20 protein-coding genes are annotated in these 24,399 nt (G+C 59.8%); 6 read left to right on the top strand and 14 right to left on the bottom strand.

What is annotated here, in order from left to right; translation table 11 throughout:
- Window positions 1-34 precede the first annotated feature (34 nt).
- Both ACTJK9_RS17220 and ACTJK9_RS17215 read left to right on the top strand, forming a co-directional pair.
- Window positions 35-715 carry a Fe2+-dependent dioxygenase gene (locus ACTJK9_RS17220; RefSeq protein ID WP_039769208.1) on the top strand — a complete coding sequence of 227 codons (681 nt, stop codon included), beginning with the start codon at window positions 35-37 and terminating at the stop codon, window positions 713-715.
- Window positions 716-1,474 carry a tetratricopeptide repeat protein gene (locus ACTJK9_RS17215; protein ID WP_440815035.1) on the top strand — a complete coding sequence of 253 codons (759 nt, stop codon included), beginning with the start codon at window positions 716-718 and terminating at the stop codon, window positions 1,472-1,474.
- A gap of 58 nt (window positions 1,475-1,532) precedes the next feature.
- On the opposite strand, the gene ACTJK9_RS17210 is transcribed toward ACTJK9_RS17215, so the two are convergent.
- On the bottom strand, window positions 1,533-2,696 hold the full coding sequence (locus tag ACTJK9_RS17210; protein ID WP_039769212.1) for a type III PLP-dependent enzyme: 1,164 nt from the start codon (window positions 2,694-2,696) through the stop codon (window positions 1,533-1,535).
- A gap of 585 nt (window positions 2,697-3,281) precedes the next feature.
- On the opposite strand from ACTJK9_RS17210, the gene ACTJK9_RS17205 reads away from it, so the two are divergent.
- Window positions 3,282-4,196, top strand: a complete 915-nt coding sequence (locus ACTJK9_RS17205) for a hypothetical protein (RefSeq protein WP_085611310.1) — start codon at window positions 3,282-3,284, stop codon at window positions 4,194-4,196.
- A 54-nt stretch (window positions 4,197-4,250) separates the two neighbouring features.
- Here the strand turns inward: ACTJK9_RS17205 and ACTJK9_RS17200 are convergent, their stop codons facing one another.
- Genes ACTJK9_RS17200 through ACTJK9_RS17185 form a run of 4 tightly spaced genes read right to left on the bottom strand, consistent with a single transcriptional unit; the run spans window position 4,251 to window position 7,675 of the window.
- Window positions 4,251-5,408: an osmoprotectant ABC transporter ATP-binding protein OsmV gene (locus tag ACTJK9_RS17200; RefSeq protein ID WP_085611311.1), complete on the bottom strand. Its 1,158-nt coding sequence runs from the start codon at window positions 5,406-5,408 to the stop codon at window positions 4,251-4,253.
- Window positions 5,405-6,058 (bottom strand): ABC transporter permease, encoded by a 654-nt coding sequence (locus tag ACTJK9_RS17195; RefSeq protein WP_007953690.1) that lies wholly within the window; start codon window positions 6,056-6,058, stop codon window positions 5,405-5,407. The genes ACTJK9_RS17200 and ACTJK9_RS17195 overlap by 4 nt, the downstream gene beginning before the upstream one ends.
- Window positions 6,059-6,071: 13 nt before the next feature.
- A complete protein-coding gene (locus ACTJK9_RS17190; protein ID WP_440815033.1) occupies window positions 6,072-6,965 on the bottom strand; it encodes a glycine betaine ABC transporter substrate-binding protein in 894 nt (297 codons plus the stop codon).
- A 20-nt stretch (window positions 6,966-6,985) separates the two neighbouring features.
- Window positions 6,986-7,675: an ABC transporter permease gene (locus ACTJK9_RS17185; RefSeq protein ID WP_172829515.1), complete on the bottom strand. Its 690-nt coding sequence runs from the start codon at window positions 7,673-7,675 to the stop codon at window positions 6,986-6,988.
- Between the two features lie 356 nt (window positions 7,676-8,031).
- Here ACTJK9_RS17185 and ACTJK9_RS17180 point away from each other — a divergent pair, with 356 nt between their 5' ends.
- From ACTJK9_RS17180 to ACTJK9_RS17170, 3 genes are all read left to right on the top strand, one after another.
- Complete coding sequence (locus tag ACTJK9_RS17180) at window positions 8,032-9,615, top strand: peptide chain release factor 3 (RefSeq protein WP_011332431.1); 1,584 nt, start codon at window positions 8,032-8,034, stop codon at window positions 9,613-9,615.
- A 127-nt stretch (window positions 9,616-9,742) separates the two neighbouring features.
- Window positions 9,743-10,951: an MFS transporter gene (locus tag ACTJK9_RS17175; RefSeq protein WP_440815031.1), complete on the top strand. Its 1,209-nt coding sequence runs from the start codon at window positions 9,743-9,745 to the stop codon at window positions 10,949-10,951.
- Between the two features lie 160 nt (window positions 10,952-11,111).
- The gene (locus tag ACTJK9_RS17170; protein WP_064593354.1) at window positions 11,112-11,372 is read left to right on the top strand and encodes a hypothetical protein; all 261 of its coding nucleotides are present in this window, start codon (window positions 11,112-11,114) and stop codon (window positions 11,370-11,372) included.
- Between the two features lie 107 nt (window positions 11,373-11,479).
- Here ACTJK9_RS17170 and ACTJK9_RS17165 read toward each other — a convergent pair whose 3' ends face one another.
- The 9 genes from ACTJK9_RS17165 to ACTJK9_RS17125 form a co-directional block, all read right to left on the bottom strand.
- Window positions 11,480-12,460 carry a peptide ABC transporter ATP-binding protein gene (locus ACTJK9_RS17165; protein ID WP_007953682.1) on the bottom strand — a complete coding sequence of 327 codons (981 nt, stop codon included), beginning with the start codon at window positions 12,458-12,460 and terminating at the stop codon, window positions 11,480-11,482.
- On the bottom strand, window positions 12,460-13,428 hold the full coding sequence (locus ACTJK9_RS17160; protein ID WP_440815029.1) for an ABC transporter ATP-binding protein: 969 nt from the start codon (window positions 13,426-13,428) through the stop codon (window positions 12,460-12,462). Before ACTJK9_RS17160 ends, ACTJK9_RS17165 begins: the two co-directional genes overlap by 1 nt.
- Window positions 13,429-13,438: 10 nt before the next feature.
- Window positions 13,439-14,365: an ABC transporter permease subunit gene (locus ACTJK9_RS17155; RefSeq protein ID WP_039769224.1), complete on the bottom strand. Its 927-nt coding sequence runs from the start codon at window positions 14,363-14,365 to the stop codon at window positions 13,439-13,441.
- Window positions 14,366-14,376: 11 nt separating this feature from the next.
- The gene (locus ACTJK9_RS17150; protein ID WP_047597886.1) at window positions 14,377-15,387 is read right to left on the bottom strand and encodes an ABC transporter permease subunit; all 1,011 of its coding nucleotides are present in this window, start codon (window positions 15,385-15,387) and stop codon (window positions 14,377-14,379) included.
- A gap of 74 nt (window positions 15,388-15,461) precedes the next feature.
- Window positions 15,462-17,057, bottom strand: coding sequence for an ABC transporter substrate-binding protein (locus ACTJK9_RS17145; protein ID WP_440815026.1), 1,596 nt, complete (start codon window positions 17,055-17,057; stop codon window positions 15,462-15,464).
- A gap of 78 nt (window positions 17,058-17,135) precedes the next feature.
- Window positions 17,136-18,551: an OprD family porin gene (locus tag ACTJK9_RS17140; RefSeq protein WP_085611315.1), complete on the bottom strand. Its 1,416-nt coding sequence runs from the start codon at window positions 18,549-18,551 to the stop codon at window positions 17,136-17,138.
- Window positions 18,552-18,728: 177 nt separating this feature from the next.
- The gene (locus ACTJK9_RS17135; protein ID WP_074691859.1) at window positions 18,729-20,327 is read right to left on the bottom strand and encodes an ABC transporter substrate-binding protein; all 1,599 of its coding nucleotides are present in this window, start codon (window positions 20,325-20,327) and stop codon (window positions 18,729-18,731) included.
- Between the two features lie 301 nt (window positions 20,328-20,628).
- Window positions 20,629-22,254, bottom strand: a complete 1,626-nt coding sequence (locus ACTJK9_RS17130; protein WP_064593358.1) for an ABC transporter substrate-binding protein — start codon at window positions 22,252-22,254, stop codon at window positions 20,629-20,631.
- Between the two features lie 260 nt (window positions 22,255-22,514).
- The gene (locus ACTJK9_RS17125) at window positions 22,515-24,116 is read right to left on the bottom strand and encodes an ABC transporter substrate-binding protein (protein WP_440815022.1); all 1,602 of its coding nucleotides are present in this window, start codon (window positions 24,114-24,116) and stop codon (window positions 22,515-22,517) included.
- Window positions 24,117-24,399 lie beyond the last annotated feature (283 nt).

Below are 24,399 nucleotides of genomic sequence, written 5' to 3'. Positions count from 1 at the left end.
CATTGGCATCCTTTTGCCATCTGGTGACGTCGCCATGCTCCTGCACATCCCCGCGCTGTTCGAGAAAGACGAAGTGCAGCGTATTCGCGAGGCGCTGGAACAGGCCGACTGGGCCGATGGCAAGATCACCGCCGGCTATCAATCGGCCAAGGCCAAGCACAATCTGCAACTGCCCGAAGGTCATCCGCTGGCCAAGGAAATCGGCGCGGCGATGCTCGAACGGCTGTGGAAAAATCCGTTGTTCATGTCTGCCGCGCTGCCGCACAAAGTATTTCCGCCGTTACTCAACTGCTACACGGCGGGTGGCAGTTTCGATTTTCACATCGACAATGCCGTACGCCAGCCCAAGGGCAGCATCGAACGGGTACGCACTGATCTGTCGGCCACGCTGTTTTTCAGCGAGCCGGAGGACTACGACGGCGGCGAGCTGGAAATCCAGGACACCTTCGGCACCCAGCGGGTAAAACTGCCCGCCGGCGATATGGTGCTGTACCCCGGCACCAGCCTGCACAAGGTCAACGCGGTGACTCGCGGTGCGCGCTATGCCTCGTTCTTCTGGACTCAAAGCCTGGTGCGCGAGGACAGCCAACGCGCGTTGCTGTTCGAGATGGACGGTGCGATCCAGCAGCTTACCCAGGACATGCCCGATCACCCTTCGCTGATCCGCCTCACCGGCACCTATCACAACCTGCTGCGTCGCTGGGTCGAGGTGTAAGTGGCGGACTTTCGGTTGCGCCGCAAGGAAGTCCTCGACGGCGAACGCCTCACGGCCATGCTCGAAGAAAGCCCTGCCCGCGCGGCTCAGGCGATTCTGATCGCGGCGGGTGAGGGCGTGCTGGAAGCGCAGGCGCTGCTTGGGCAGATCCTGCTCGATGGTCACGGGATTGCTCAGGATCAGCCGCTGGCCTTGCGCTGGTTTGAAATCGCCGCAGGGCAAGGTCATCTGATGGCGCGTAACATGCTCGGTCGCTGCCATGAGCACGGATGGGGTTGTGTGGCCGACGCAGCGATTGCCGCCCAGCAATATCGCGTTGCAGCGGATGCCGGGCTGGATTGGGCGATGTATAACCTGGCCAACCTGCTGGCAACCGGGCGCGGTGTTGCGGTCGATCATCTTCAGGCCATGGCGCTGTATCAGCGCGCGGCAGAGTCCGGGCATGCCAAGTCGATGAACCTGCTCGGGCGTTATCTGGAAGAGGGGCAAGTGTGCCCGGCGAATCCGGCAGCGGCCCGTGACTGGTATCGACGTTCGGCCGAAGGCGGAGACTTTCGCGGGCAGTTCAGCCACGCGGCAGTACTGGCGGCTGAGGGGCGCGTCGATGAGGCGCTGGCCTGGCTGGAGAAAGCGCTGACCGGCGGCAACCTGAATTTCCTGCGCGTGGCCAGCCAGACGTTGGCAAGCGCAACCGATCCGCGAATCCAGGCACTGGCGCAGGCCTACGCTCGCCGTTGCGCCGAGTTACAGGACACCTGAATCGCAGCCACAAAAAAGCCCATGACACGTCATGGGCTTTTGCTTACCGCAGTACTATTTACACGTAAAACGATTTCAGCGGCGGGAAGCCGTTGAACTCTACCGCGCTGTAACTGGTGGTGTACGCACCGGTCGACAGCCAGTACAGGCGATCACCGATCGCCAGGTTCAGCGGCAAACCGTACTTGTAGTTCTCGTACATGATGTCGGCGCTGTCGCAGGTCGGGCCGGCGATCACGACTTCTTCCATCTCGCCTTTCTTCTCGGTCCAGATCGGGAACTTGATCGCTTCGTCCATGGTTTCGATCAGGCCGGAGAACTTGCCCACATCGGTATAAACCCAACGCTCGACGGCGGTGCGGGATTTACGCGCGACCAGCACCACTTCGCTGACCAGGATGCCGGCGTTGGCGATCAGCGAACGGCCCGGCTCCAGAATGATTTCCGGCAGGTCATCACCGAAGTCTTCCTTGAGGAAGCGGATGATTTCTTCGGCATAGGTTTCCAGGCTGTTGGTGCGGGTGATGTAGTTGGCCGGGAAGCCACCGCCCATGTTGATCAGCTTCAGATGGATGCCGTCTTCTTCCTTCAGGCGCTCGAAGATCACTTTGACCTTGGCGATGGCGGCGTCCCAGACGCTGATGTCACGCTGTTGCGAACCGACGTGGAAGGAGATGCCGTATGGCACCAGGCCCAGGTCGCGGGCGAGGATCAGCAGGTCCATGGCCATGTCGGTCTGGCAGCCGAATTTGCGCGACAGTGGCCAGTCGGCGGTGGTCGAGCCTTCGGTCAGGATGCGCACATAGACTTTGGCGCCCGGTGCGGCCTTGGCGATGTTGCGCAGGTCGGCTTCCGAGTCGGTGGCGAACAGACGCACGCCCTTCTCATAGAAGTAGCGAATGTCCTTGGACTTTTTGATGGTGTTGCCGTAGCTGATCTGGTCCGGGCTGACGCCACGGCTCAGCACTTTGTCCAGCTCATAGATCGAGGCGATGTCGAAGCTCGAACCTTTCTCTTTGAGCAGGTCGATGATCTCGACGGCCGGGTTGGCCTTGACCGCGTAGTAGACCTTGGCGAATTCGAAACCGGCGCGCAGGTCATCGTAGGCCTGGGCGATCATCGCGGTGTCGATCACCACGAACGGGGTTTCCTGTTTGTCGGCGAACGCCTTCATTTTCTGAAAGGTTTCGCGCGCGAAATAGTCTTCGACCTGGATCGACATACTTGGGACTCCTAGTGGCAAACGTCGTTAATCAATGGGTGCAAATGAACGTCCTCCGTATCCCCACTTTGGTTCGCCTACTTCCCAAGGCATGTCGCCGAAAGCAAAAAGGCCATGGGAAGCGGCGTGCCCTTGGCCTTGCTGTCTCGTCGTCAGTACTTGAGCCGGATGGATCGTTTCCAGCATGGACGTTCGGCGCGAACTTTAGGGCGTGAGGGGCCTGAGATCAACAAAAAATGTCGCGTTTCTGCACACTTCCGTCGTGCGGTGCCGCTCAGTCACTGGTGTAACCGACCTGCATGACAGGCTGATGTTCCCCTTGTCGTCACTTTCCGGTGGATTGCATGCGCAGTCCGCCTATAACCCTGCACGTTTTAACTCCGAAAAAATATCGCCGTAGCGTCACCTACTGTCATTTATGACAGGTGCTTAATTTCGTGATTGTTATTAGGGTGAATGCACAGCCATCACGCTGAAATGAGTTGAAGTGTCAGTTCTGAAAATTTCAATTTTCAGGCATCTACCTGCATGTAAGGAAGTTGCGAGTCTGCAGCAGGCAACTTGGTTTTGTAGAGGGTGATTGAGATGAAGCGAATAATTTTATGGATGTTTGTATTATTGCTGTCAGGGTGCGCTACTCACGAACTTTCGCCCAAGGTTGACTCTGATCAAGGTACCTCCGGTGTTCAATCCGCTGACACTGGAACTCTGGCTACAGGGCCCGAGATCGCGGGGTATTTGACCGAGGCCTATCACAACAAGATAAACATGTGTCGTGCCAATCCCAGCGCGCCACCGTTCCTGTGCAGCGGGGTATTGCTGAGAGCGACCCAGAACTCCACAGGGTTTCATTTCTGGAATCCTAACCCAAGCTCTACCGGTGTTTCTTTTTCCTGGCTGCGTGCGGATGCAAAGTTCGGAAAGTTAGTCTTCGGGTATAATAACGGCTTTATTTTTTATCCTTATTTTTTTAAACCTGCGGGCAAGATCGAACCGGAAATCCTGTGTTTTTTTCCGGTGGACGGTGCAACGACCCTCCGTGCAGACAAAGGGTGCGGGACTTACCCTGGGTTTCCCACCAGCGCTCCATGCCAATCGCAGAATATAAATACGGCTGTGCAATACCTGGCTCATTACAACAGTCTGCCGAGCAAATACCACACCCTGTGTGGATTCGATGTGCGCGACTATCTGAATCAGGGCGCGACGACTGCTTTCAATGAAGCGGTGAAAGCACAAGGGCAAGGTGGAACCTTCGCGTTCAACACGCAAAACGAGTTTCGGCTGGAAAAGTGGGGGCAGAATCTGGGAGCGACTTTGCCGATAGAAGCGGTGTTCTACCTCAACGATACAGGCAAGGCCGGTGCACAATATGATCAGCGTGATTTCAAGACGCAAACCGGTATCTGGATTCCAATGATTCGGATAACCCTTCCACAGACGCCAGCAGCCGACGCGACATTCCAGTACATCCCCGCCGATCAGGCCATTTCCTCCTGAACAAAAAAGGGCGGTGCTTATCCACAAGCACCGCCCTTTTTTACAGACCGTTCTTCACGTCAACGCAACTTCCGCCGGCGACACGATGCTGGTCTTGCCCCCTCGGGATTTACCCGAACTCAGATACTCGGCAATTGACTCCTGAGTCACCTCGCCAAGGAACACCCGCTCGGCATCCATCACTGGCAGCCATGAGCGATTGAACTCGTACATGCGCGACAACAGGATGCGCAAATGCTCGTCGTAGGCAGCCGTGGCGTTGAACTCGCGCAGGAACTGCGCACAGGTGCCGGTCTGACGGTGCAGGTCACGACGGCGCACATAACCCAGTGCCTTGTTCTCAGCGTCAGTGACGACGACATAGCGACGGTCATGTTCGTCCATCAACTCCAGCGCGTCGGTCACCGGGGTTTCCGGGCTCACCGACGGCGCGTTGTCCGCCGCGTCTTCGGCTTTCACCAGCAGCAGACGTTTGAGGGTGCTGTCCTGACCGACGAAGTTGCTCACGAAATCGTCCGCCGGATGAGCGAGCAGGGTGTCCGGATGGTCGATCTGCAACAGCTTGCCGGCGCGGAAGATCGCGATCTTGTCGCCGAGCTTGATCGCTTCGTCGATGTCATGGCTGACCATGATCACGGTCTTGTTCAGTGCGCGTTGCATCTCGAAGAACTCGTTCTGGATCATCTCGCGGTTGATCGGGTCCACCGCGCCGAACGGTTCGTCCATCAGCAGCAGCGGTGCATCCGCCGCCAGCGCACGGATCACGCCGATCCGTTGCTGCTGGCCGCCGGACAGTTCGCGCGGGTAGCGATGCAGATACTGCTTGGGTTCAAGCTTGATCATGCTCATCAGTTCGCGGGCGCGGTCATGGCATTTCTGTTTGTCCCAGCCGAGCAGTTTCGGCACGACGACGATGTTCTCTTCGATGGTCATGTTCGGGAACAGACCGATCTGCTGGATCACGTAGCCGATGTTGCGGCGCAACGTCACCTCGTCGAGGTCGGTGGTGTCTTCGCCGTTGATCAGGATCTTGCCCGAGGTCGGTTTGATCAGGCGGTTGATCATTTTCAGCGTGGTGCTTTTGCCGCAGCCCGATGGCCCGAGGAACACACAGATTTCGCCTTCATTGACGGTCAGGCTTACCGAGTCCACGGCTTTCACATCTTTGCCGTTGCTTTGAAAGGTCTTGCTGAGGTTTTGAAGTTCGATCATTTGAGGAGTCCTTTTGGAGTCAGCGAACGTTGCAGCCACTGCAAAATGAGGTCGGCGAAAATCGCCAGAAGACTGACCAGCAGCGCGCCGACGATGAGCATCGACATGTCACTGCGGCTGATGGAGGCAAGGATCAGCACGCCGAGGCCGCCGGCGCCGATGGTCGCGGCGATGGTCATCACGCCGATGTTCATCACCACGGCGGTGCGTACGCCGGCGAGGATCACCGGCACGGCGATCGGCAACTCGACCATGCGCAAGCGCTGGCCGAAGGTCATGCCGATGCCGCGTGCGGCTTCTCGAATGCCCGGTTCGACGCCGGTCAGGGCGAGGTAGGTGTTGCGCATGATCGGCAACAGTGAATAAAGGAACACCGCAGTGATCGCCGGCATCGGGCCGAGGCCCTGACCGAACTTCGAGTAGAACGGCAGCAGCAGGCCGAACAGCGCAATCGACGGCACGGTCAGCAGCACCGTGGCGCTGGCCTGCAAGGGGCCGGCGAGGCTCGGGAAGCGTGTCATCAGGATGCCCAGCGGCACGCCGATGAGGATTGCCAGGCTGACGGCGATGCCGACCAGCGTGATGTGCTGCCAGGTCAGGTGCATCACCTGCTGCCAGTCGAGGTGGGAAAAGGCGTTCAGGAATTCCATGACTTTTCCTCCTTTAATTCAGTGGATGCTGGCGCAGGAAATCGGCAGCGACTTTCGACGGGCTTTCGTGATCGACATCGACCCGCGCGTTGAGCTGGCGCATGGTTTCGTCGTCGAACAGCTCGGCCAGCGGCTTGAGTTGCTCCGCCAGTTGCGGGTGGGCGTCGAGGTAGGCCTGACGCACGACCGGCGCAGCGGTGTAGTCCGGGAAGTAATGCTTGTCGTCTTCCAAAAGCTTCAGGCCGAAGGCGTTGAGGCGACCGTCGGTGGTGTAGACCAGACCGGCGAACACCTGGCCGTTACGCAGCGCGGTGTAGACCAGCCCCGCGTCCATCTGCCGGATGTTCTTGCGGGTCAGGTTCATGTCGTAGAGCTTGACCATGCCGTCCAGACCGTCGGAGCGGTTGGCGAACTCGGTGTCCAGCGCCACCAGGTGATTGGTCTTGGCTTCAGCCTTCAGCACGTCGTTCAACTGACTGATGTTGCTGATCTGCGGGTATTCCTCGGCCACGGTTTTCGGCAGGGCGAGGGCGTAGGTGTTGCTGAATTTCGACGGTGTCAGCCAGACCAGGCCTTTTTTCGCGTCGAGTTCTTTCACACGGGCGTAGGACTGTGCGCTGTCGAGTTTCTCGGTGACATGGTTGTAGGCCACCAGCGACACACCGGTGTATTCCCAGAGCATGTCCAGTTGCCCGGTTTCGTGGGCGCTGCGGGCCAGGTTACTGCCCAGACCGCCGGTGATCTGCGCGTCGTAGCCTTTGCTGCGCAGGTATTGCGCGGTGATTTCCGCAAGCAGGGTTTGCTCGGTGAACACCCGGGCACCAAGGCGAATCACCGGTTTGTCGGCGGCTTGGGCGATACCTGCGAAGAGCAGCACGCAGCCCAGAATCAAACTAAGTCTTTTCATAAATATTCCTTCGCAAAGCCTCAAGACGGGCGCAAACCACGTTCCAGCCAGAGACGGCTGGCGAGCGTGACCACGCCATCGAGCAGCAGGGCCAGCAGCGCAGTGCACGCGGCACCGAGCAGCAGTTGCGGCTGATTGTTCAGGGCGATGCCGGGGAAGATCAGGCTGCCGAGGCTGTTGGCCCCGATCAGGAAGGCCAGCGGCGCGGTACCGACGTTAATCGCCAGCGCCACCCGCACACCGCCGACGATGATCGGCACGGCGTTGGGCAACTCGACTTTCCACAGCACCTGGCGCGGGGTCATGCCGATGCCGACAGCGGCCTCTTTCAGCGAGCCCTGGACGTTTTTCAGGCCTTCATAGGTGTTGCGCACAATCGGCAACAGCGAGGCGAGGAACAAAGCGAAGATCGCCGGACCGCTGCCGATGCCGAGAATCCCCAGGGCAATCGCCAGCACGGCCAGCGGCGGCACGGTGTTGCCGATGTTGAAGATCTGCATGAAGCGTTCAGCGCGGCCGACCATGGTCGGGCGGCTCAGGAAGATACCGGCGGGGAGGCCCACGACAAGGGCGGCCAGCATTGAGGCGAGGACGAGAATCAGATGAGCTTGCAGGTAAAACAACAAATCGTCGCGGTAGTGTTCGATCGTGTTGATGCCGATCCAGTGGACCAGCAGGGCCAGGAGCGCGATCACCACCGCACCTCCCATCAGCCCTTTGCCATAGCGGATAGCCACAGGCGGACTCCTTTTTTTAGTCGGCGAACGCAGTCCCGTGTGGCATGCCAAGCCTTGGCTGCCGGGAGAGTCGTTCGCGAGAAGCAGCTTTTTTTCAGCCCGGCAAAAGCGGTCTGAAAGCGAGCCATGAGCGCAGCCTCGTCAGGCTAACTTGCTGATTTTTCAGCCCCTGACGAATTGTCGTAACAGGGGATGGACGTCTCCGTGCTTTAAAAGGTTCCCATCCGAGGCAGCATTTGGCCACCCTTAATGTGCTCAACGGTTCGGTTATTGAATCGAGTTGGGCTATAATCGCCGCCCTTTTTTGAATCACCGCCAGGCGATTTCCCATGACCAGACAGGCCGCCGAAGTCGCGAAACGCCGCACTTTCGCCATTATTTCCCACCCCGATGCCGGTAAAACCACCATCACCGAAAAGCTCCTGCTGATGGGCAAGGCGATTGCCGTGGCCGGTACGGTGAAATCCCGTAAATCCGACCGCCACGCGACATCCGACTGGATGGAGATGGAAAAGCAGCGGGGCATCTCGATCACCACGTCGGTCATGCAGTTCCCGTATCGCGAACACATGATCAACCTGCTCGACACCCCGGGCCACGAAGACTTCTCCGAAGACACCTACCGCACCCTGACTGCGGTGGACTCGGCATTGATGGTTCTCGACGGCGGTAAAGGTGTAGAGCCACGTACCATCGCGCTGATGGACGTCTGCCGTCTGCGTGACACGCCGATCGTCAGCTTCATCAACAAACTCGACCGTGACATCCGCGACCCGATCGAACTGCTCGACGAAATCGAAGCCGTCCTGAAGATCAAGGCCGCGCCGATCACCTGGCCGATCGGTTGCTACCGCGACTTCAAGGGCGTGTACCACCTGGCCGACGACTACATCATTGTCTACACCGCCGGTCACGGTCATGAACGCACCGAAACCAAGATCATCGAGAAGCTTGATTCCGACGAGGCCCGCGCTCACCTGGGCGACGAGTACGAGCGTTTCCTCGAACAGCTGGAACTGGTGCAGGGCGCCTGTCACGAGTTCAACCAGCAGGAGTTCCTCGACGGTCAACTGACCCCGGTGTTCTTCGGTACTGCATTGGGCAACTTCGGGGTCGACCATGTCCTCGACGCTGTGGTCGACTGGGCGCCGCGTCCGCTGCCACGTGTGGCCAACGAGCGCACCGTGGAGCCGGTGGAAGAGAAGTTCTCGGGCTTCATCTTCAAGATCCAGGCGAACATGGACCCGAAACACCGCGACCGCATCGCCTTCATGCGTATCTGCTCCGGCAAGTACGAGAAAGGCATGAAAATGCGCCACGTGCGTACCGGCAAGGACGTGCGCATCGGCGACGCCCTGACGTTCTTCTCCTCCGAGCGTGAACAGTTGGAAGAGGCGTATGCCGGCGACATCATCGGTCTGCACAACCACGGCACGATCCAGATCGGCGACACCTTCAGCGAAGGCGAAACCCTGGGCTTCACCGGTATCCCGCACTTCGCCCCGGAACTGTTCCGCCGCGTACGCCTGCGCGATCCGCTGAAATCCAAGCAACTGCGCCAGGGCCTGCAACAGTTGGCCGAAGAAGGCGCGACCCAGGTGTTCTTCCCGGAGCGCAGCAACGACATCATCCTCGGCGCCGTCGGCGTGCTGCAGTTCGATGTGGTCGCCAGCCGCCTGAAAGAGGAATACAAGGTCGAGTGCTCCTACGAGCCGATCACCGTGTACTCCGCGCGCTGGATCGAATGCAGCGACAAGAAGAAGCTCGAGGAATTCTCCAACAAGGCGGTGGAAAACCTGGCACTGGACGGCGGCGGTCACCTGACCTACCTCGCGCCGACGCGGGTCAACCTGGCCCTGATGGAAGAGCGCTGGCCGGACGTGAAATTCCGTGCGACGCGCGAGCATCACTAAGCGCTGATTGGCGACACCCGAAAGCCCACTGATAAAACAGTGGGCTTTTTTTTGCGTGTTGATCAAGTATGCGAACTCATTCAAGTCGGGCGCAGGCGTCTGGTCCGATCACCAAGGGAGCAATCGAATGACAGGGAGGCTCGCTCATCTGCTTCGGCCCAACGGCTATTTCAGCCTGATGGCCTGGGTGCTGGCGGCGCTGCTGTTCATCAATCGCCTGAGCAGCATGGTCAAGCTGTTCATGGCGTTGTACTTGCGGCAAGAGTTGGGGCTGGCGATCGAAACGGTCGGCTGGCTGCTGTCGGCGTATGGCGGAGGTCTGCTGATCGGCTCGATGCTCGGCGGATGGCTCAGTGACCACGTCCGCACGGCGCGACTGACGGCGGCGCTGTTCTTTGTCTCTGCTTGGGTTCTGGTCTTGCTGGGGCTGGTCACGCAAGTGCCATTCCTGGCCGGGTTGCTGTTGCTCAGCGGCACTCTCGATGGGGCGATCCGCACCCTGCATCAGCGACTGATCATGGAGTATTGCGAGGTTGCGCATCGCCCACGGGCGCAGGCCTTGAGTCGCATTGCCCGGAACCTCGGGATGGCCGCTGCCGGTGTGGCGGGCGGTGTTCTGGCACAGGTGGATTTTCGCTGGGTGTTTTTCATCAGCGCCGGGCTCACGCTGCTGGCGTTGCTCTGGTTTGTCCGCACGACCTGGCGCCGGCCGGTGCTGATCGCTGACGAGGCGCCACAGGCGCAATCGAGTTCGGACCTTCCCTATCGCGACAAACCCTTCCTCTGGCTGCTGGCGGCGACCGTCCTTCTTGGCATGGCGTTCGACACGGTCTACAGCACCTTGGGCAACTATCTTCGCGACTATTACCGTTTGAGCACCGAGGCCATCGGCTGGCAGTTCGCGATCAATGCGATTCTGGTGGTGGCGCTGCAGATTCCCATGTCGCACTGGGGGGAACGCTGGGGCGCGCGCCGGCCGTTGATCGCCGGTTGTATGCTGCTGGCGGTCGGGCTCGGCATGTTGCCGCTGGGTTCCGGGTTGTTTTATGCCTGCCTCTCGACCGTGATCTGGACGCTGGGGGAGGCGTTGTTCATGCCACCGTTGAACGTGCTGGTGATGCAGCATGCGCAAACCGGAAAAAGCGGTCGCTATTTTGGTCTGTTTTTCATGGCCTGGAGTGCGAGTTCGCTGCTGTCGCCGGTGCTGGGTGGGCAGCTCTATGGCCAGTTCGGCGGTCACAGTGTCTGGCTGGCGAGTGCCGTGCTGGCCTTGCTTTCAGTGCCGCTGATTTATCAGGCAACCCGCAGTCGAGTCACACAAGGTGCAGACGCTTAGCCGATCCGGTTATGAGCGTTATTCGAAAGCGGTCTGTCCACGCATGGCATTTCCGGGCATTGGTCAGCGTCCTATCTGGTGAACCCGGCGGATCGGAACTAGATTTCAATCAGCGTCAGGTCAGCATGAATTTCTCACCTGGAACAGGATGGACTCGGCTATGAAAAGCAGGTTGCTACGGATTTTGCTGCTGTTGAAAGTGATGGTGATGCTGTCCCTCGGCACCGCGACGGCCTGGGCCGAGTGCGAGGATCACGATACCCAGGCGTCCAGCGGGCAGGTGGGGCACAGCGCGCTGATGCTGGCCAAGTCCGAGTCCGAGCCGGGCGATCAGGGCCAGGGTGGCAGCGCCGACGATGACGACTCGACCACCGACGAGCCTGACTCCGATGATCCGGATGAGGGCGACAGCCAGACGTAGATTCCGGACAAAAGAAAACCCCTTCTTTCTCGACTGATGCGCAATCGAGGCAGAAGGGGTTGGGTCAACTCATCAACAACCCGCCCCGGGAAACGGGGCGGTTTTTTTCAGGCCGCGCCGTCGAGGAACTGCTCGGCGTAGTGGCACGCGACCTGACGCGTGTCGAGCTGGCGCAGGGCCGGCTCTTCGCTGCTGCAACGCGCGGTGGCGTATGGGCAGCGCTTGTGGAACGCGCAGCCAGGCGGCGGGTTCAGCGGGTTGGGCAACTCGCCGACGATCTTGATTTTCGGCTTGTCCGGATCCGGATGGATGGTTGGGGTCGCCGACAACAGCGCCTGGGTGTACGGGTGCAGAGGGCGGGCATAGATGTCGTGCTTCGGACCGATTTCCACCGGGCGACCGAGGTACATCACCATCACGTCATCGGCCACGTGCTGCACCACCGCCAGGTTGTGCGAGATGAACACGTAGCCGGTGTTGAACTCCTGCTGCATGTCCATGAACAGGTTCAGCACCTGCGCCTGGATCGACACGTCCAGCGCCGAGGTCGGTTCGTCCGCCACCAGCACTTTCGGTTGCAGCATCATGGCGCGGGCCAGCGCGATACGCTGACGCTGACCGCCGGAGAACATGTGCGGATAACGCTGGTAGTGCTCGGGACGCAAGCCGACCTGCTTCATCATCGCCTGGACTTTCTCGCGACGTTCGGCGGCCGACAGGTTGGTGTTGATCAGCAGCGGCTCGGCCAGCTGATCACCGATTTTCTGCCGTGGGTTCAACGATGCGTACGGGCTCTGGAACACCATCTGCACGTCTTTGCGCAGTTGCTTGCGCTGAGCCTTGTCGGCGCCGGCCACTTCTTGCCCTGCGATTTTCAGGGAGCCGGATGACGGCTCCTCGATCAGGGTCAGGGCGCGGGCGAGGGTGGATTTGCCGCAGCCCGATTCACCGACGACGGCGAGGGTCTTGCCCGCTTCCAGCTCGAACGACACGCCGTTGAGGGCGCGCACGGTGGCGTGACCCTTGAACAGGCCACGGGAGACTTCGTAGTGACGGGTCAGGTCGCGGGCGGTAAGTACGACGGCCATTACGCCACCTCCTGGTTCAGCGGATAGAAGCAGCGGGCGAGGCTGTGGCTTTTCGGGTCAAGGGTCGGACGTTGCGCGCGGCAGCTGTCCTGCACGTACGGGCAGCGCGGCGACAGCAGGCAGCCTTGCGGGCGGTCATAACGGCCGGGAACGATTCCCGGCAGCGTCGCCAGACGCTCGGCACCCTGGCTGTGTTCCGGAATCGCCTTGAGCAGCGCTTCGCTGTACGGGTGGGCCGGGATGTCGAACAGTTGCGGCACCTGCCCGACTTCAACGGCCTGGCCGGCGTACATCACGCACACGCGCTGGGCGGTTTCGGCCACCACGGCGAGGTCGTGGGTGATCAGCACCAGGCCCATGTTCTGCTCTTTCTGCAACGCCAGAAGTAGATCCATGATCTGCGCCTGAATCGTTACGTCGAGTGCAGTAGTCGGCTCGTCGGCGATCAGCAGTTTCGGCTCGCCGGCAATCGCCATGGCAATCGCCACGCGCTGGCTCATGCCGCCGGACATTTGGTGCGGGTAGGCGTCCATACGGCTGGCGGCGCCCGGGATCTCGACTTTTTCCAGCAGTTCGATCGCACGCTTGCGCGCTTGCTTGCCGGACATTTTCAGGTGCAGGCGCAGCACTTCTTCGATCTGGAAACCCACGGTGTAGCTCGGGTTCAGCGCGGTCATCGGGTCCTGGAACACCATCGCCAGGTCTTTGCCGACGATCTGCCGACGCTGACGGTTGTTCAGCTTGAGCATGTTCTTGCCGTCGAAGCTCAGGGCGTCGGCGGTGACGATCCCCGGGTGCTCGATCAGGCCCATCAGCGCCATCATGGTCACGGACTTGCCGGAACCCGACTCGCCCACGATCGCCAGGACTTCGCCCTTGTCGACTTTCAGGTCGAGGCCGTCGACGACCGGGGTGGCGTTCTTGTCGCCGAAGCGAACGTTGAGATTCTTGATTTCTAACAGTGACATGGGAATCTCCTCAGGCGGCGTTCTTGAGTTTCGGGTCCAGCGCATCGCGCAGGCCGTCGCCCATCAAGTTGATTGCCAGCACGCTGAGCAAAATGGTCAAACCAGGCAGACTCACCACCCACCAGGCGCGTTCGATGTAGTCGCGGGCCGAAGCCAGCATGGTGCCCCACTCAGGGGTTGGCGGCTGGACGCCGAGGCCGAGGAAGCCCAGGGCGGCGGCATCGAGGATCGCCGAGGAGAAGCTCAGGGTCGCCTGAACGATCAGCGGTGCCATGCAGTTCGGCAGCACGGTGATGAACATCAGGCGTGGCAGACCGGCACCGGCCAGGCGCGCGGCGGTCACGTAGTCGCGGTTCAGCTCACCCATCACGGCGGCACGGGTCAGACGTACGTAGGACGGCAAGGACACCACGGCAATCGCGATCACGGTGTTGATCAGGCCAGGGCCGAGGATGGCGACGATCGCCACGGCCAGCAGCAGCGATGGCAGGGCCAGCATGATGTCCATCAGACGCATGATGGTCGGGCCGACCACTTTCGGGAAGAAACCGGCGAACAGACCCAGCAGGATCCCCGGGATCAGCGACATCACCACCGACGACAGACCGATCAGCAGCGACAGGCGCGAACCCTGGATCAGACGCGACAGCAGGTCGCGACCCAGTTCATCGGTGCCGAGCAGGAATTGCATCTGCCCGCCTTCGAGCCACGCCGGCGGCGTCAGCAGGAAGTCGCGGTATTGTTCGCTCGGGTTATGCGGGGCGACCCACGGCGCGAAGATCGCGCAGAAAATCACCAGCAGCATGAACAGCAGGCCGGCGACGGCGCCCTTGTTCTTGGCAAAGGCCTGCCAGAACTCTTTGTACGGTGACGGGTACAGCAGACTTTGATCCACGGCGGTGGCGGCGGTGACTACTGAGGAAGTTGGAGTGCTCATGGGTATTGACCTCAGCGCTGATGACGGATGCGTGGGTTGGCAAAGCCGTAGAGGATGTCCACCACGAAGTTGACCAGAATCACCAGGCAGGCGATTAACAGGATGCCGTTTTGCACAACCGGGTAGTCCCGGGCGCCGATGGCTTCGATCAGCCATTTACCGATGCCGGGCCAGGAGAAGATGGTTTCGGTCAGGACCGCACCGGCCAGCAGGGTGCCGACCTGCAGGCCGACCACGGTCAGCACCGGAATCAGCGCGTTGCGCAGGCCGTGGACGAACACCACGCGCGACGGCGACAGGCCTTTGGCCCTGGCGGTACGGATGTAGTCTTCACGCAGCACTTCGAGCATCGACGAACGGGTCATCCGCGCGATCACCGCCAGCGGAATGGTGCCCAGCACGATGGCCGGCAGGATCAGGTGGTGCAGGGCATCGAGGAACGCGCCCATGTCATCGGCCAGCAGAGTGTCGATCAGCATGAAACCGGTGCGCGGCTCGATGTCGTAGAGCAGGTCGATCCGCCCGGACACCGGGGTCCAGCCCAGGCTCACCGAGAAGAACATGATGAGGATCAGGCCCCACCAGAAAATCGGCATCGAGTAGCCCGCGAGGGAGATGCCCATCACCCCGTGGTCGAACAGGGATCCTCGCTTGAGGGCCGCGATCACCCCGGCCAAGAGGCCCAGGATGCCGGCGAACAGCAGGGCGGCCATGGACAGTTCCAGGGTCGCCGGGAAGAGGGAGGTGAACTCGGTCCATACGCTCTCACGGGTGCGCAGGGATTCGCCGAGGTCGCCGTGGGCCAGTTTGCCGATGTAGTCCAGGTACTGGGCGTACAGCGGTTTGTTCAGACCGAGGCGTTCCATTGCCTGAGCGTGCATTTCGGGGTCGACCCGACGTTCGCCCATCATCACTTCCACGGGGTCGCCGGGAATCATGCGAATCAACGCGAAAGTCAGCAAGGTGATGCCGAAAAACGTGGGGATCAACAACCCCAGTCGGCGGGCAATAAAACTAAACATCGTGTGTGGTACCTCATCAGCCGGTTAGGCGTGCCCGGTTTCCCTGGGGTCAGGGAAACCGGGAGTTTTCTTATCTACTTCACCTGGGTGGTGGCGAAGTTATTGGTTGTCAGAGGGCTGATGTGATAACCCTCTACGTTGTTGCGCATTGCGGTGAACATGCGGGTGTGGGCCATGCTGATCCACGGCTGATCCTGATTGAACAGCACTTGAGCCTGTTCATACAGCCTGGCGCGTTCGGCCGGATCTACTTTAGCCCGTGCTTCGTCGAGCAGGGCCTGGAATTTCTCGTTGCACCAGCGCGCGTAGTTTTCGCCGTTCTTGGCCGCTTCGCAACTGAGCATAGGCGTCAGGAAGTTATCCGGGTCGCCGTTGTCGCCCGCCCATCCGGCCGAGACCATGTCGTGCTCGCCGGCCTTGGCGCGTTTGAGCATCTCGCCCCATTCCATCACGCGGATGTCGATCTTGATCCCGACTTTCGCCAGGTCAGCCTGCATCATCTGCGCGCCGAGCATCGGGTTCGGGTTGGTCGGGCCGCCACCGTTGCGGGTGAACAGGGTGAACGTGGTGCCTTCCGGTACTCCGGCTTCCTTGAGCAGGGCACGGGCCTTGTCGAGGTCACGTGGCGGGTTTTTCAGCTCGTGGTTGTAGCCCAGCAGGGTCGGCGGGTACGGATTGACCGCAACGGTCGCGTTGCCCTTGCCGAACAGGGCGTTGACGTAGGCTTCCTTGTCGAAGGCGATGTCGATCGCCTTACGCACCCGCACGTCGCTGATGTACTTGTGCTGGGTGTTCATGGCGACGTACGAGACGGTCATCGCATCCAGTTCATCGACTTTCAGGTTGCTGTCTTTCTTGATGCTGGGGATGTCATCCGGTTTCGGGTACAGCGCGATCTGGCACTCGTTGGCCTTGAGTTTCTGCAAGCGCACGTTGTTGTCGGTGGCGATCGCCAGGATCAGCGCGTCAGCCGGCGGCTTGCCACGGAAATAGTCCGGGTTGGCCTTGAAGCGTACCTGGGCGTCCTTGTTATAGCGCTGGAAGATGAACGGCCCGGTGCCGACCGGTTTGTTGTTCAGGTCGCCGGTCTTGTTGGCCTTGAGCAACTGGTCGGCGTACTCGGCCGAATAGATCGAGGAGAACGCCATGGCGATGTCGGCCAGGAACGGCGCTTCGCGGCGGGTCAGGGTGAACTTGACGGTGTTGTCGTCGACTTTCTCGACGCTTTTGAGCAGTTCCTTGAAGCCCATGCTTTCAAAGTACGGGAAGCCCACGCTCGACAGCTTGTGCCACGGGTGATTCGGGTCCAGCTGACGCTGGAAACTCCAGACCACGTCGTCGGCGTTCATGTCGCGGGTCGGCTTGAAATATTCGGTGGTGTGAAACTTGACGCCTTTGCGCAGGTGGAACGTGTAGGTCAGGCCGTCTTCGCTGATGTCCCACGACTCGGCCAGCGCCGGAATCACTTCGGTGGTACCGGGCTTGAAGTCCGCCAGACGGTTGAAGATGGTTTCGGCCACCGCGTCGGCAGTGACTGCAGTCGTGTACTGGACCATATCGAAGCCTTCCGGACTGGCTTCGGTGCAGACCACCAAGGGTTTGGCCGAGACGCCGACAGCGACACTCAGCAACGCAGCCGCGATGGCCGCACGTAGGGGAAGCATTTTCATCAAGAACCCTCTGCAATCGGTTGAAGACAAAAAGCCGAACGGCCGACTCGTCACTGAGTCAGCCGTCGGCTGGCGGTTTTACAGGATGTTGAATGGAACGGTGGTCACCAGACGGAACTCGTTGATGCTGCCGTCAGCCTGGTTTTCGCTGGCGCGGTGCGCGGTGTAGGTCGCGCGAACGGTGGTTGCCTTCAGAGGACCGCTCTGTACGGCATAAGCGGCACCGATCCCGTATTCATAGTGATGCTCGCCGTCCATCGACTGCACGCCATCGTAGCCGCCACCCTTGTAGTGAGTGCCGTCGATGCCCCAGCCGCGGGCCTGGTAGATGTTGAACTTCAGGCCTGGCACGCCGTATTCGGCCATGTTCAGACCGTAGGCCACCTGGAAGGATTTCTCGTTCGGGCCGTTGAAGTCCGACAGCAGGGAGTTGGCCAGGTAGATGCCGTTGGTTTCGTGCAGGTAGTCGAAGTACTCGTTACCGTTCACTTCCTGGTAGGAGAAGGTCAGGGTATGCGCCTGGTGGGTCAGACCGAACGACAGGGAGTAGGTGTCGTTGTCGATTTCACCGAGTTTTTTCTTACCTTCGTCCACGGTCTTGTAGTAGTTCAGACCGGTGGTCAGGGCCAGAACCGAGCTGTCCCCCAGTACGTGGGTGGCGCCGAAGTAGTACTGGTTCCACAGGTCTTCGGCCTGGGTGCCCCACAGGCTGGTGGTCAGGCTGGCGAACGGCTGGTACGAGATGCCGCCGGTGTGAACGTGGTCGGCTTCGGCATCGATCGCGCCGTATTCGGAGCGGAATTTGCTCAGGCTTTCTTCGGTACGCGGCGACACGCGGTCGAACGAGGCCAGGTCGAAGGACAGGTTGTTCAGTTCTTCGCTGTGGATCGCGATACCTTCGAAGCTCGATGGCAGCGGACGGTTGCCGATCACATCAACCTGCGGGCTGCTGAAGTTCATGCGACCGGCGGTCAGGGTGGTGTTGGAGATCCGCGCCTTGACGTTGGCCAGGCCGACTTTGCTCCACTGGCCCTGGGCTTCGCCGCCTTCACGGGTCAGGGTACGGTTGTTGCCCGCGCCTGGACGGGTGCCCGGTGCGCCGCCGTTGTTGGCCGCCAGGTTCTCGCGGTCACGCTCCAGCGCGATGGCGTTGTACGCCGCCACTTCGGTGCTGAAACCGACGGTGCCTTCGGTGAAGCCCGAGTTGTACTTGACGATGGTGCCTTGCACCCAGTTGATACGGCGGTCGGTCGGGGTGGCCACACCATCCTTGCGATAGGTGAACTTGCCGCCGCGTTTCAGTTGTTCGTTGGCGTACCAGTTACGGGTCGTGCCGCTGATTGTGGAGCCTTCGAGAAAGCCGGTGGCTTCAGCCTGGGCGCTCTTCTCGTTGACGGTCACCGGGGTGAACGCCTGGCTTTGGGTTTCCGCATAAGCCGTGGCGGTGATGCTGCTGATGGCCAGGGCCAGTATCGCGGTATTGCTCAGTTTCATGGGTGAAGCTCCTTTACTTTCTTTTTATGCCGGCTTTTTTGGGTTGGCCGGTTATTGGTTTAGAACTCATTCACACATCGCAAACGTTTGCAAAAGGCCTGATTGGCGAATTTCGGCAAAGCGCTTGCGTGAGGGGGTAGACGGCCCCCTCAGCATTGCGGCTAATCGGTTTTTTGTTTAATCGATGCTGACACCCGAAAACACGTTGCGACCGAACGGGCTCACCTTGAACCCTTCGACCTTGGCGCTCAGCGGCTGGTTGACCGTTGAGTGGGCGACAGGCGTGATCGGCACTTGCTGCTTGAGCAGTTGCTGGGCCTGTTTATAGAGCACGGTGCGCTGGTCACGGTCGGTGACGACCTTGGCCTGTTTGATCAGCTTGTCGTAAGCCGGATCGCACCACATGGAGTAGTTGTTGCCGCCGATGGCATCGCAGCTGTACAGCGTGCCGAGCCAGTTGTCCGGATCCCCGTTGTCACCGGTCCAGCCGATCAGGCTGACGTCGTGCTCGCCATTCTTGGTGCGCTTGATGTACTCGCCCCATTCGTAGCTGACGATCTTCACTTTCAGACCGATCTTGGCCCAGTCGGCCTGGAGCATTTCGGCCATCAGTTTGGCGTTCGGGTTGTACGGCCGTTGTACCGGCATCGCCCACAGGGTGATCTCGGTGCCTTCCTTGACGCCGGCAGCCTTGAGCAGCTCTTTGGCTTTTTCCGGGTTGTAGGCGGCGTCCTTGATCGTGTCGTCGTAGGACCATTGGGTCGGCGGCATGGCATTGACGGCCAGTTGGCCGGCGCCTTGATAAACAGCGTTGAGAATCCCCTGTTTATTCACCGCCATGTCCAGCGCCTGACGCACTTCGAGCTGGTCGAATGGCTTGTGGCGCACGTTGTAGGCGATATAGCCGAGGTTGAAGCCTGGTTTCTCGATCAATTGCAGTTTCGGGTCGTTCTTCAGTGCCGGCACATCGGCCGGACGCGGGTGCAGGGTGACCTGACATTCACCGGCCTTGAGCTTCTGCACACGTACCGAGGCGTCAGTATTGATCGCGAAAATCAGGTTCTTCAGCTTCACCCGGCTCGGATCCCAGTAGTGCGGGTTGCCGGTGTAGCGAATGTTCGAGTCTTTCTGGTAGCTCTTGAACACGAACGGGCCAGTGCCGATCGGCTTCTGGTTGATGTCGCTCGGCTTGCCTTCGGCCAGCAGCTTGTCGGCGTATTCGGCGGACAGAATGGCGGCGAAGCTCATGGCGATGTTCTGGATGAACGCGGCGTCGACGCTGTTGAGCGTGAACTGCACGGTCAGCGGCCCGGTCTTCTCGACCTTGGCGATGTTCTTGTTGAGGCTCATCCCGTTGAAATACGGGAACTCGGTCGGATAAGCCTTACGGAAAGGCTGTTGCGGATCGAGCATGCGGTTAAACGTGAACAGCACGTCGTCGGCGTTGAAATCGCGTGTAGGTTTGAAGTACGGCGTTGTATGAAATTTCACCCCTTCACGCAGGTGAAAGGTGTACTTGAGGCCGTCCTCGGAAATATCCCAGCTGGTTGCGAGGCCCGGTACTACACCGGTCGCGCCTTTTTCGAACTCGGCCAGGCGGTTGTACAGCGGTTCGGCGGCGTCGTTATCGGTCGCCGTCGTGTACTGCGCGGTATCGAAACCGGCCGGGCTGCCTTCGGAGCAGAACACCAGACTGTCGCTGGCGGCGAAACTGGCGGACGTGGCGGCCAACAGGCCAGCGCCCAGCAATGCGGAAAAAACCAAGGTATGGCGCATGACGCTCCCTCTTTTTTAGTGTTTTTCAATGCGCCGCGATCCCGTCCAGGGACGTTGTAGCTGCATTGAGCTCAAACCGAAACGAACAGCAAAAACCGAAAGCCCACGCAGTCACTGGTCAGAACCCGACGGTAGGGGCCGTGGGTCTGGCAGTAAATGCGCTGAGTCCTAAAGACTCGTAGGAAAAGGCGACACGTCCTAAACCATCCCGGTCAGACGGGCTGGAAAAGGTTGTAGGCAAATTCCTTACTTCTCGGCAAAAAAAACAGCGGCGACGCTGAAAACGTCGCCGCTGCCTCTTTTATTTGCTGACGCTGACGCCGTAGAAGGAGTTCAAGCCGAATGGGCTGATCTTGAAGTCCTGCACGTTGGCGCGCATGGGTTGATACACCGTCGAGTGAGCGATAGGTGTCATAGGGACTGCATCTTTGAGGACGTGCTGCGCCTCTTTGTAGAGTTCGGTGCGCTTGGCCTGGTCAGTGGTGCGCTTGGCTTCTTTCACGAGGCCGTCGAATTTCTTGTCGCACCATTTGGAGAAGTTGTTGCCGCTCAGCGAGTCGCAACCAAACAGCACGTTGAGCCAGTTGTCCGGATCACCATTGTCACCGCTCCAGCCAATCAGCATGCCCTGGTTCTCGCCACCCTTGGAGCGCTTGATGTACTCGCCCCACTCGTAGCTTTGAATCTTCACGTTCAGACCGATTTTCTTCCAGTCGGACTGGAGCATTTCGGCCATCAGTTTGGCGTTCGGGTTGTACGGACGCTGAACCGGCATCGCCCACAGAACGATCTCGGTACCTTCCTTGACGCCGGCTTCCTTGAGCAGCTGCTTGGCTTTCTCAGGATCGTACTTGGCGTCCTTGATGGTGGTGTCGTAGGACCACTGGGTCGGTGGCATGGCGTTGACGGCCAGTTGGCCCGCGCCCTGGTAAACCGAGTCGATGATCTGTGGCTTGTTGACCGACATGTCCAGCGCTTGGCGCACACGCAGGTCAGCCAGCGGGTTAGGCTCGTTGCTGCCCTTGACCTTGTCCATCACGTTGTAGGCGATGTAGCCCAGGTTGAAGCCGGCCTGGTCAGGCATCTTCAGCGCAGGATCGGCTTTCAGTGCCGCGAGGTCGGCCGGACGCGGGAACAGGGTGACCTGGCACTCGTTCTTCTTCAGCTTCTGGATACGTACCGACGGGTCGGTGGTGATGGCGAAGATCAGGTTGTCGATCTTCACGTCTTCAGGCTTCCAGTACTCCTTGTTGCCGGTGTAGCGGATGTTGGAGTCTTTCTGGTAGCTCTTGAACACGAACGGACCAGTGCCGATCGGCTTCTGGTTGATGTCGGCAGCCTTGCCTTCTTTCAGCAGCTGGGCTGCGTACTCGGCGGACTGGATCGACGCGAAGCTCATGGCCATGTTCTGGATGAACGCGGCGTCGACTTCTTTCAGAGTGAACTTGACGGTGTGGTCGTCGACTTTATCGATCTTGGTGATGTTGGTGTCCATCCCCATGTCGGTGAAGTACGGGAATTCGGTCGGGTACGCCTTACGGAACGGGTCATCCTTGTTAATCATGCGATTGAAGGTGAACAGCACGTCGTCGGCGTTGAACTCACGAGTCGGCTTGAAATACGGGGTGGTGTGGAACTTGACGCCTTCACGCAGGTGGAAGGTGTAAGTCAGGCCGTCATCCGAGATGTCCCACTTGGTCGCCAGACCAGGAATCACGGCGGTACCGCCACGCTCGAACTGGGTCAGACGGTTGAACATGGTTTCGGCTGAGGCGTCGAAGTCGGTTCCGGTGGTGTATTGGCCTGGATCGAAACCGGCCGGGCTGCCTTCGGAGCAGAACACCAGGTTAGTCGCAGCGGTGGCGAAAGGTGCGGAGGCTAACAAGCCTGCGCCGACTAAAAACGGAATGACCGCGTGTTTAAGCATGTTGGCCTCATGATTTGTTGTCATTTTTTAGTAGTGAGGTACGACCTCGTGAGTCGTGCCTGCGGATACTTATGCAGGGCCCATACCCAATGCAAGATCCAGAGCGCTCGGCGGCGTCAAAGCGTGGCACGAACGTACCTTAATGTCGCATCCGTATAACTTCTGACGCATTTGACCGTTTGCGGGCGGTTTTTACGGTGCAAATGGAGCCCCAAAACGGTGCATTGGTCACGCTGTGCGCGCCGGATTGGGGCCGGGTGTTACTTATTTATACCCACGCCATAGAAGGGGGTTAGACCGAACGGGCTGATCTTGAAGTCGCTGACTTCCTTGCGCAGTGGCTGGAACACCGTGGAGTTGGCGATCGGCGTGATCGGCACCTGCTGTTTAAGGATCAGTTGCGCCTGTTGATACAGTTTTACCCGTTGCGATTTATCGGTGGACACCTTGGCCTGTTGCACCAGCTTGTCGTAGGCCGGATCGCACCATTTGGCGTAGTTGCTGCCCTTCACCGCCGCGCAGCTGTAAAGCACGCCCAGCCAGTTGTCCGGGTCGCCGTTGTCACCGGTCCAGCCGTAGATCATCGCGTCATGTTCGCCATTCTTGGCGCGCTTGATGTACTCGCCCCATTCATAGCTGACGATGTTGGCCTTGATACCGATCTTCTCCCAATCCTGCTGGATCATCTGTGCCGACATCCGCGCATTCGGGTTCGAGGCGCGCTGCACGGTCATGGCCCAGAGGTTGATGGTTGTACCCGGTGCAACCCCGGCTTCCTTGAGTAGCGCTTTGGCTTTCACAGGGTCGTGCGGCGCGTCTTTTATGTTCGGATCGAACGACCATTGCGCTGGCGGCAAGGCGTTTTGCGCCAGCTGTCCGGCACTCTGGTAAACCGCCTTGATGATCGCCGGTTTGTCGATGGCCATATCGAGTGCCTGGCGCACTTTGAGCTGATCCAGCGGCGGATGGGTGGTGTTGTAGGCGAGGAAGCCGAGGTTGAAACCGGGCTGCTTCAACACCCGCAGATTCGGGTCTTTTTCCATCACTTCGATGTCGGCCGGGCGCGGGTAACCGCTGACCTGGCATTCGCCGGTCTTGAGCTTTTGCAGGCGGACGGCGGCGTCCGGGGTGATCGAGAAGACCAGGTTGTCGAGCTTCACGTCCTCGGGTTTCCAGTAGTCCTTGTTCGCCGCGTAGCGGATCTGCGCGTCCTTCTGGTAGCGCTTGAACACGAACGGGCCGGTTCCGACCGGTTTCTGGTTGAGGTCTGCTGCTTTGCCTTCCTTCAGCAATTGGGCGGCGTATTCGGCCGATTGCACCGAGGCGAAGCTCATGGCGAGGTTTTGCACGAACGCGGCATCGACGTTGTTCAGGTTGAAGCGCACGGTGTTGTCGTCGAGTTTTTCCACGGATTTGATTGTTGTGTTCAGGCCCATGTCGGTGAAGTACGGGGACTCGGCGGGGTAGGCCTTGCGAAAGGCGTTGTCCGGGTCGAGCAGGCGCTGGAAGGTGAACAGGACGTCGTCAGCGTTGAAGGTTCGGGTCGGGGTGAAGTAGTCGGTGGTGTGGAATTTTACGTTTTGGCGCAGGTGGAAGGTGTACTGGAGGCCGTCCGGGCTTACGTCCCAGTTGGTTGCCAGGCCTGGTTCGACTTCGGTGCCGCCGCGTTTGAATTGGGTGAGGCGGTTGAAGACGGTTTCGGCGGAGGCGTCGAAGTCGGTACCGCTGGTGTATTGGCTGGGGTCGAAGCCTGCGGGGCTGGCTTCGGAGCAGTAGACCAGGGTTGTTGCTGCGTTTGCGAAGGGTGCGGTAGTTGCCAGGGCGAGGGTGATCAGGAGTGGTTTCAGGGTGAGTCTTTGCATGTCTGGCCCGTGGGTTTTTAGGTGGTTGTTGTTTGAGGTTAGCGGGGATTTGGGGGTGTTCGGAAATATCGTTTTTTGAGGGGATGCGTCTATCTCGGTATATCTGGGCTTGTGTACATATCCGTTGCTGCGGTAACGGCTTCTTATGGTTCCGCTCTTACAGCGGGTCACTTTGGCAAACGCCCCAAAGTAACCAAAGGTCTTGGGCCCCGGCGTACGGCCCCTCGCTGGGGCTCGGGGTTCCTTCGTTCCGGGATTCATCCGGGGGCATCGCCTACGGTTT

The sequence above is a fragment of the Pseudomonas sp. 22082 genome (assembly GCF_052046055.1).
Classification (GTDB): Bacteria; Pseudomonadota; Gammaproteobacteria; order Pseudomonadales; family Pseudomonadaceae; genus Aquipseudomonas; species Aquipseudomonas pharyngis.
Note: the sequence above shows the minus strand (reverse complement) of the source record. Positions and strands in the feature narration are given on the sequence as shown.

Bases quoted from the DNA above. Each gene is read 5' to 3' on its own strand.
- ACTJK9_RS17220 (WP_039769208.1), top strand. From the start codon at position 35: ATGCTCCTGCACATCCCCGCGCTGTTCGAGAAAGACGAAGTGCAGCGT.
- ACTJK9_RS17210 (WP_039769212.1), bottom strand. From the start codon at position 2,696: ATGTCGATCCAGGTCGAAGACTATTTCGCGCGCGAAACCTTTCAGAAA.
- ACTJK9_RS17205 (WP_085611310.1), top strand. From the start codon at position 3,282: ATGAAGCGAATAATTTTATGGATGTTTGTATTATTGCTGTCAGGGTGC.
- ACTJK9_RS17200 (WP_085611311.1), bottom strand. From the start codon at position 5,408: ATGATCGAACTTCAAAACCTCAGCAAGACCTTTCAAAGCAACGGCAAA.
- ACTJK9_RS17195 (WP_007953690.1), bottom strand. From the start codon at position 6,058: ATGGAATTCCTGAACGCCTTTTCCCACCTCGACTGGCAGCAGGTGATG.
- ACTJK9_RS17190 (WP_440815033.1), bottom strand. From the start codon at position 6,965: ATGAAAAGACTTAGTTTGATTCTGGGCTGCGTGCTGCTCTTCGCAGGT.
- ACTJK9_RS17185 (WP_172829515.1), bottom strand. From the start codon at position 7,675: ATGGGAGGTGCGGTGGTGATCGCGCTCCTGGCCCTGCTGGTCCACTGG.
- ACTJK9_RS17180 (WP_011332431.1), top strand. From the start codon at position 8,032: ATGACCAGACAGGCCGCCGAAGTCGCGAAACGCCGCACTTTCGCCATT.
- ACTJK9_RS17175 (WP_440815031.1), top strand. From the start codon at position 9,743: ATGACAGGGAGGCTCGCTCATCTGCTTCGGCCCAACGGCTATTTCAGC.
- ACTJK9_RS17170 (WP_064593354.1), top strand. From the start codon at position 11,112: ATGAAAAGCAGGTTGCTACGGATTTTGCTGCTGTTGAAAGTGATGGTG.
- ACTJK9_RS17165 (WP_007953682.1), bottom strand. From the start codon at position 12,460: ATGGCCGTCGTACTTACCGCCCGCGACCTGACCCGTCACTACGAAGTC.
- ACTJK9_RS17160 (WP_440815029.1), bottom strand. From the start codon at position 13,428: ATGTCACTGTTAGAAATCAAGAATCTCAACGTTCGCTTCGGCGACAAG.
- ACTJK9_RS17155 (WP_039769224.1), bottom strand. From the start codon at position 14,365: ATGAGCACTCCAACTTCCTCAGTAGTCACCGCCGCCACCGCCGTGGAT.
- ACTJK9_RS17150 (WP_047597886.1), bottom strand. From the start codon at position 15,387: ATGTTTAGTTTTATTGCCCGCCGACTGGGGTTGTTGATCCCCACGTTT.
- ACTJK9_RS17145 (WP_440815026.1), bottom strand. From the start codon at position 17,057: ATGAAAATGCTTCCCCTACGTGCGGCCATCGCGGCTGCGTTGCTGAGT.
- ACTJK9_RS17140 (WP_085611315.1), bottom strand. From the start codon at position 18,551: ATGAAACTGAGCAATACCGCGATACTGGCCCTGGCCATCAGCAGCATC.
- ACTJK9_RS17135 (WP_074691859.1), bottom strand. From the start codon at position 20,327: ATGCGCCATACCTTGGTTTTTTCCGCATTGCTGGGCGCTGGCCTGTTG.
- ACTJK9_RS17130 (WP_064593358.1), bottom strand. From the start codon at position 22,254: ATGCTTAAACACGCGGTCATTCCGTTTTTAGTCGGCGCAGGCTTGTTA.
- ACTJK9_RS17125 (WP_440815022.1), bottom strand. From the start codon at position 24,116: ATGCAAAGACTCACCCTGAAACCACTCCTGATCACCCTCGCCCTGGCA.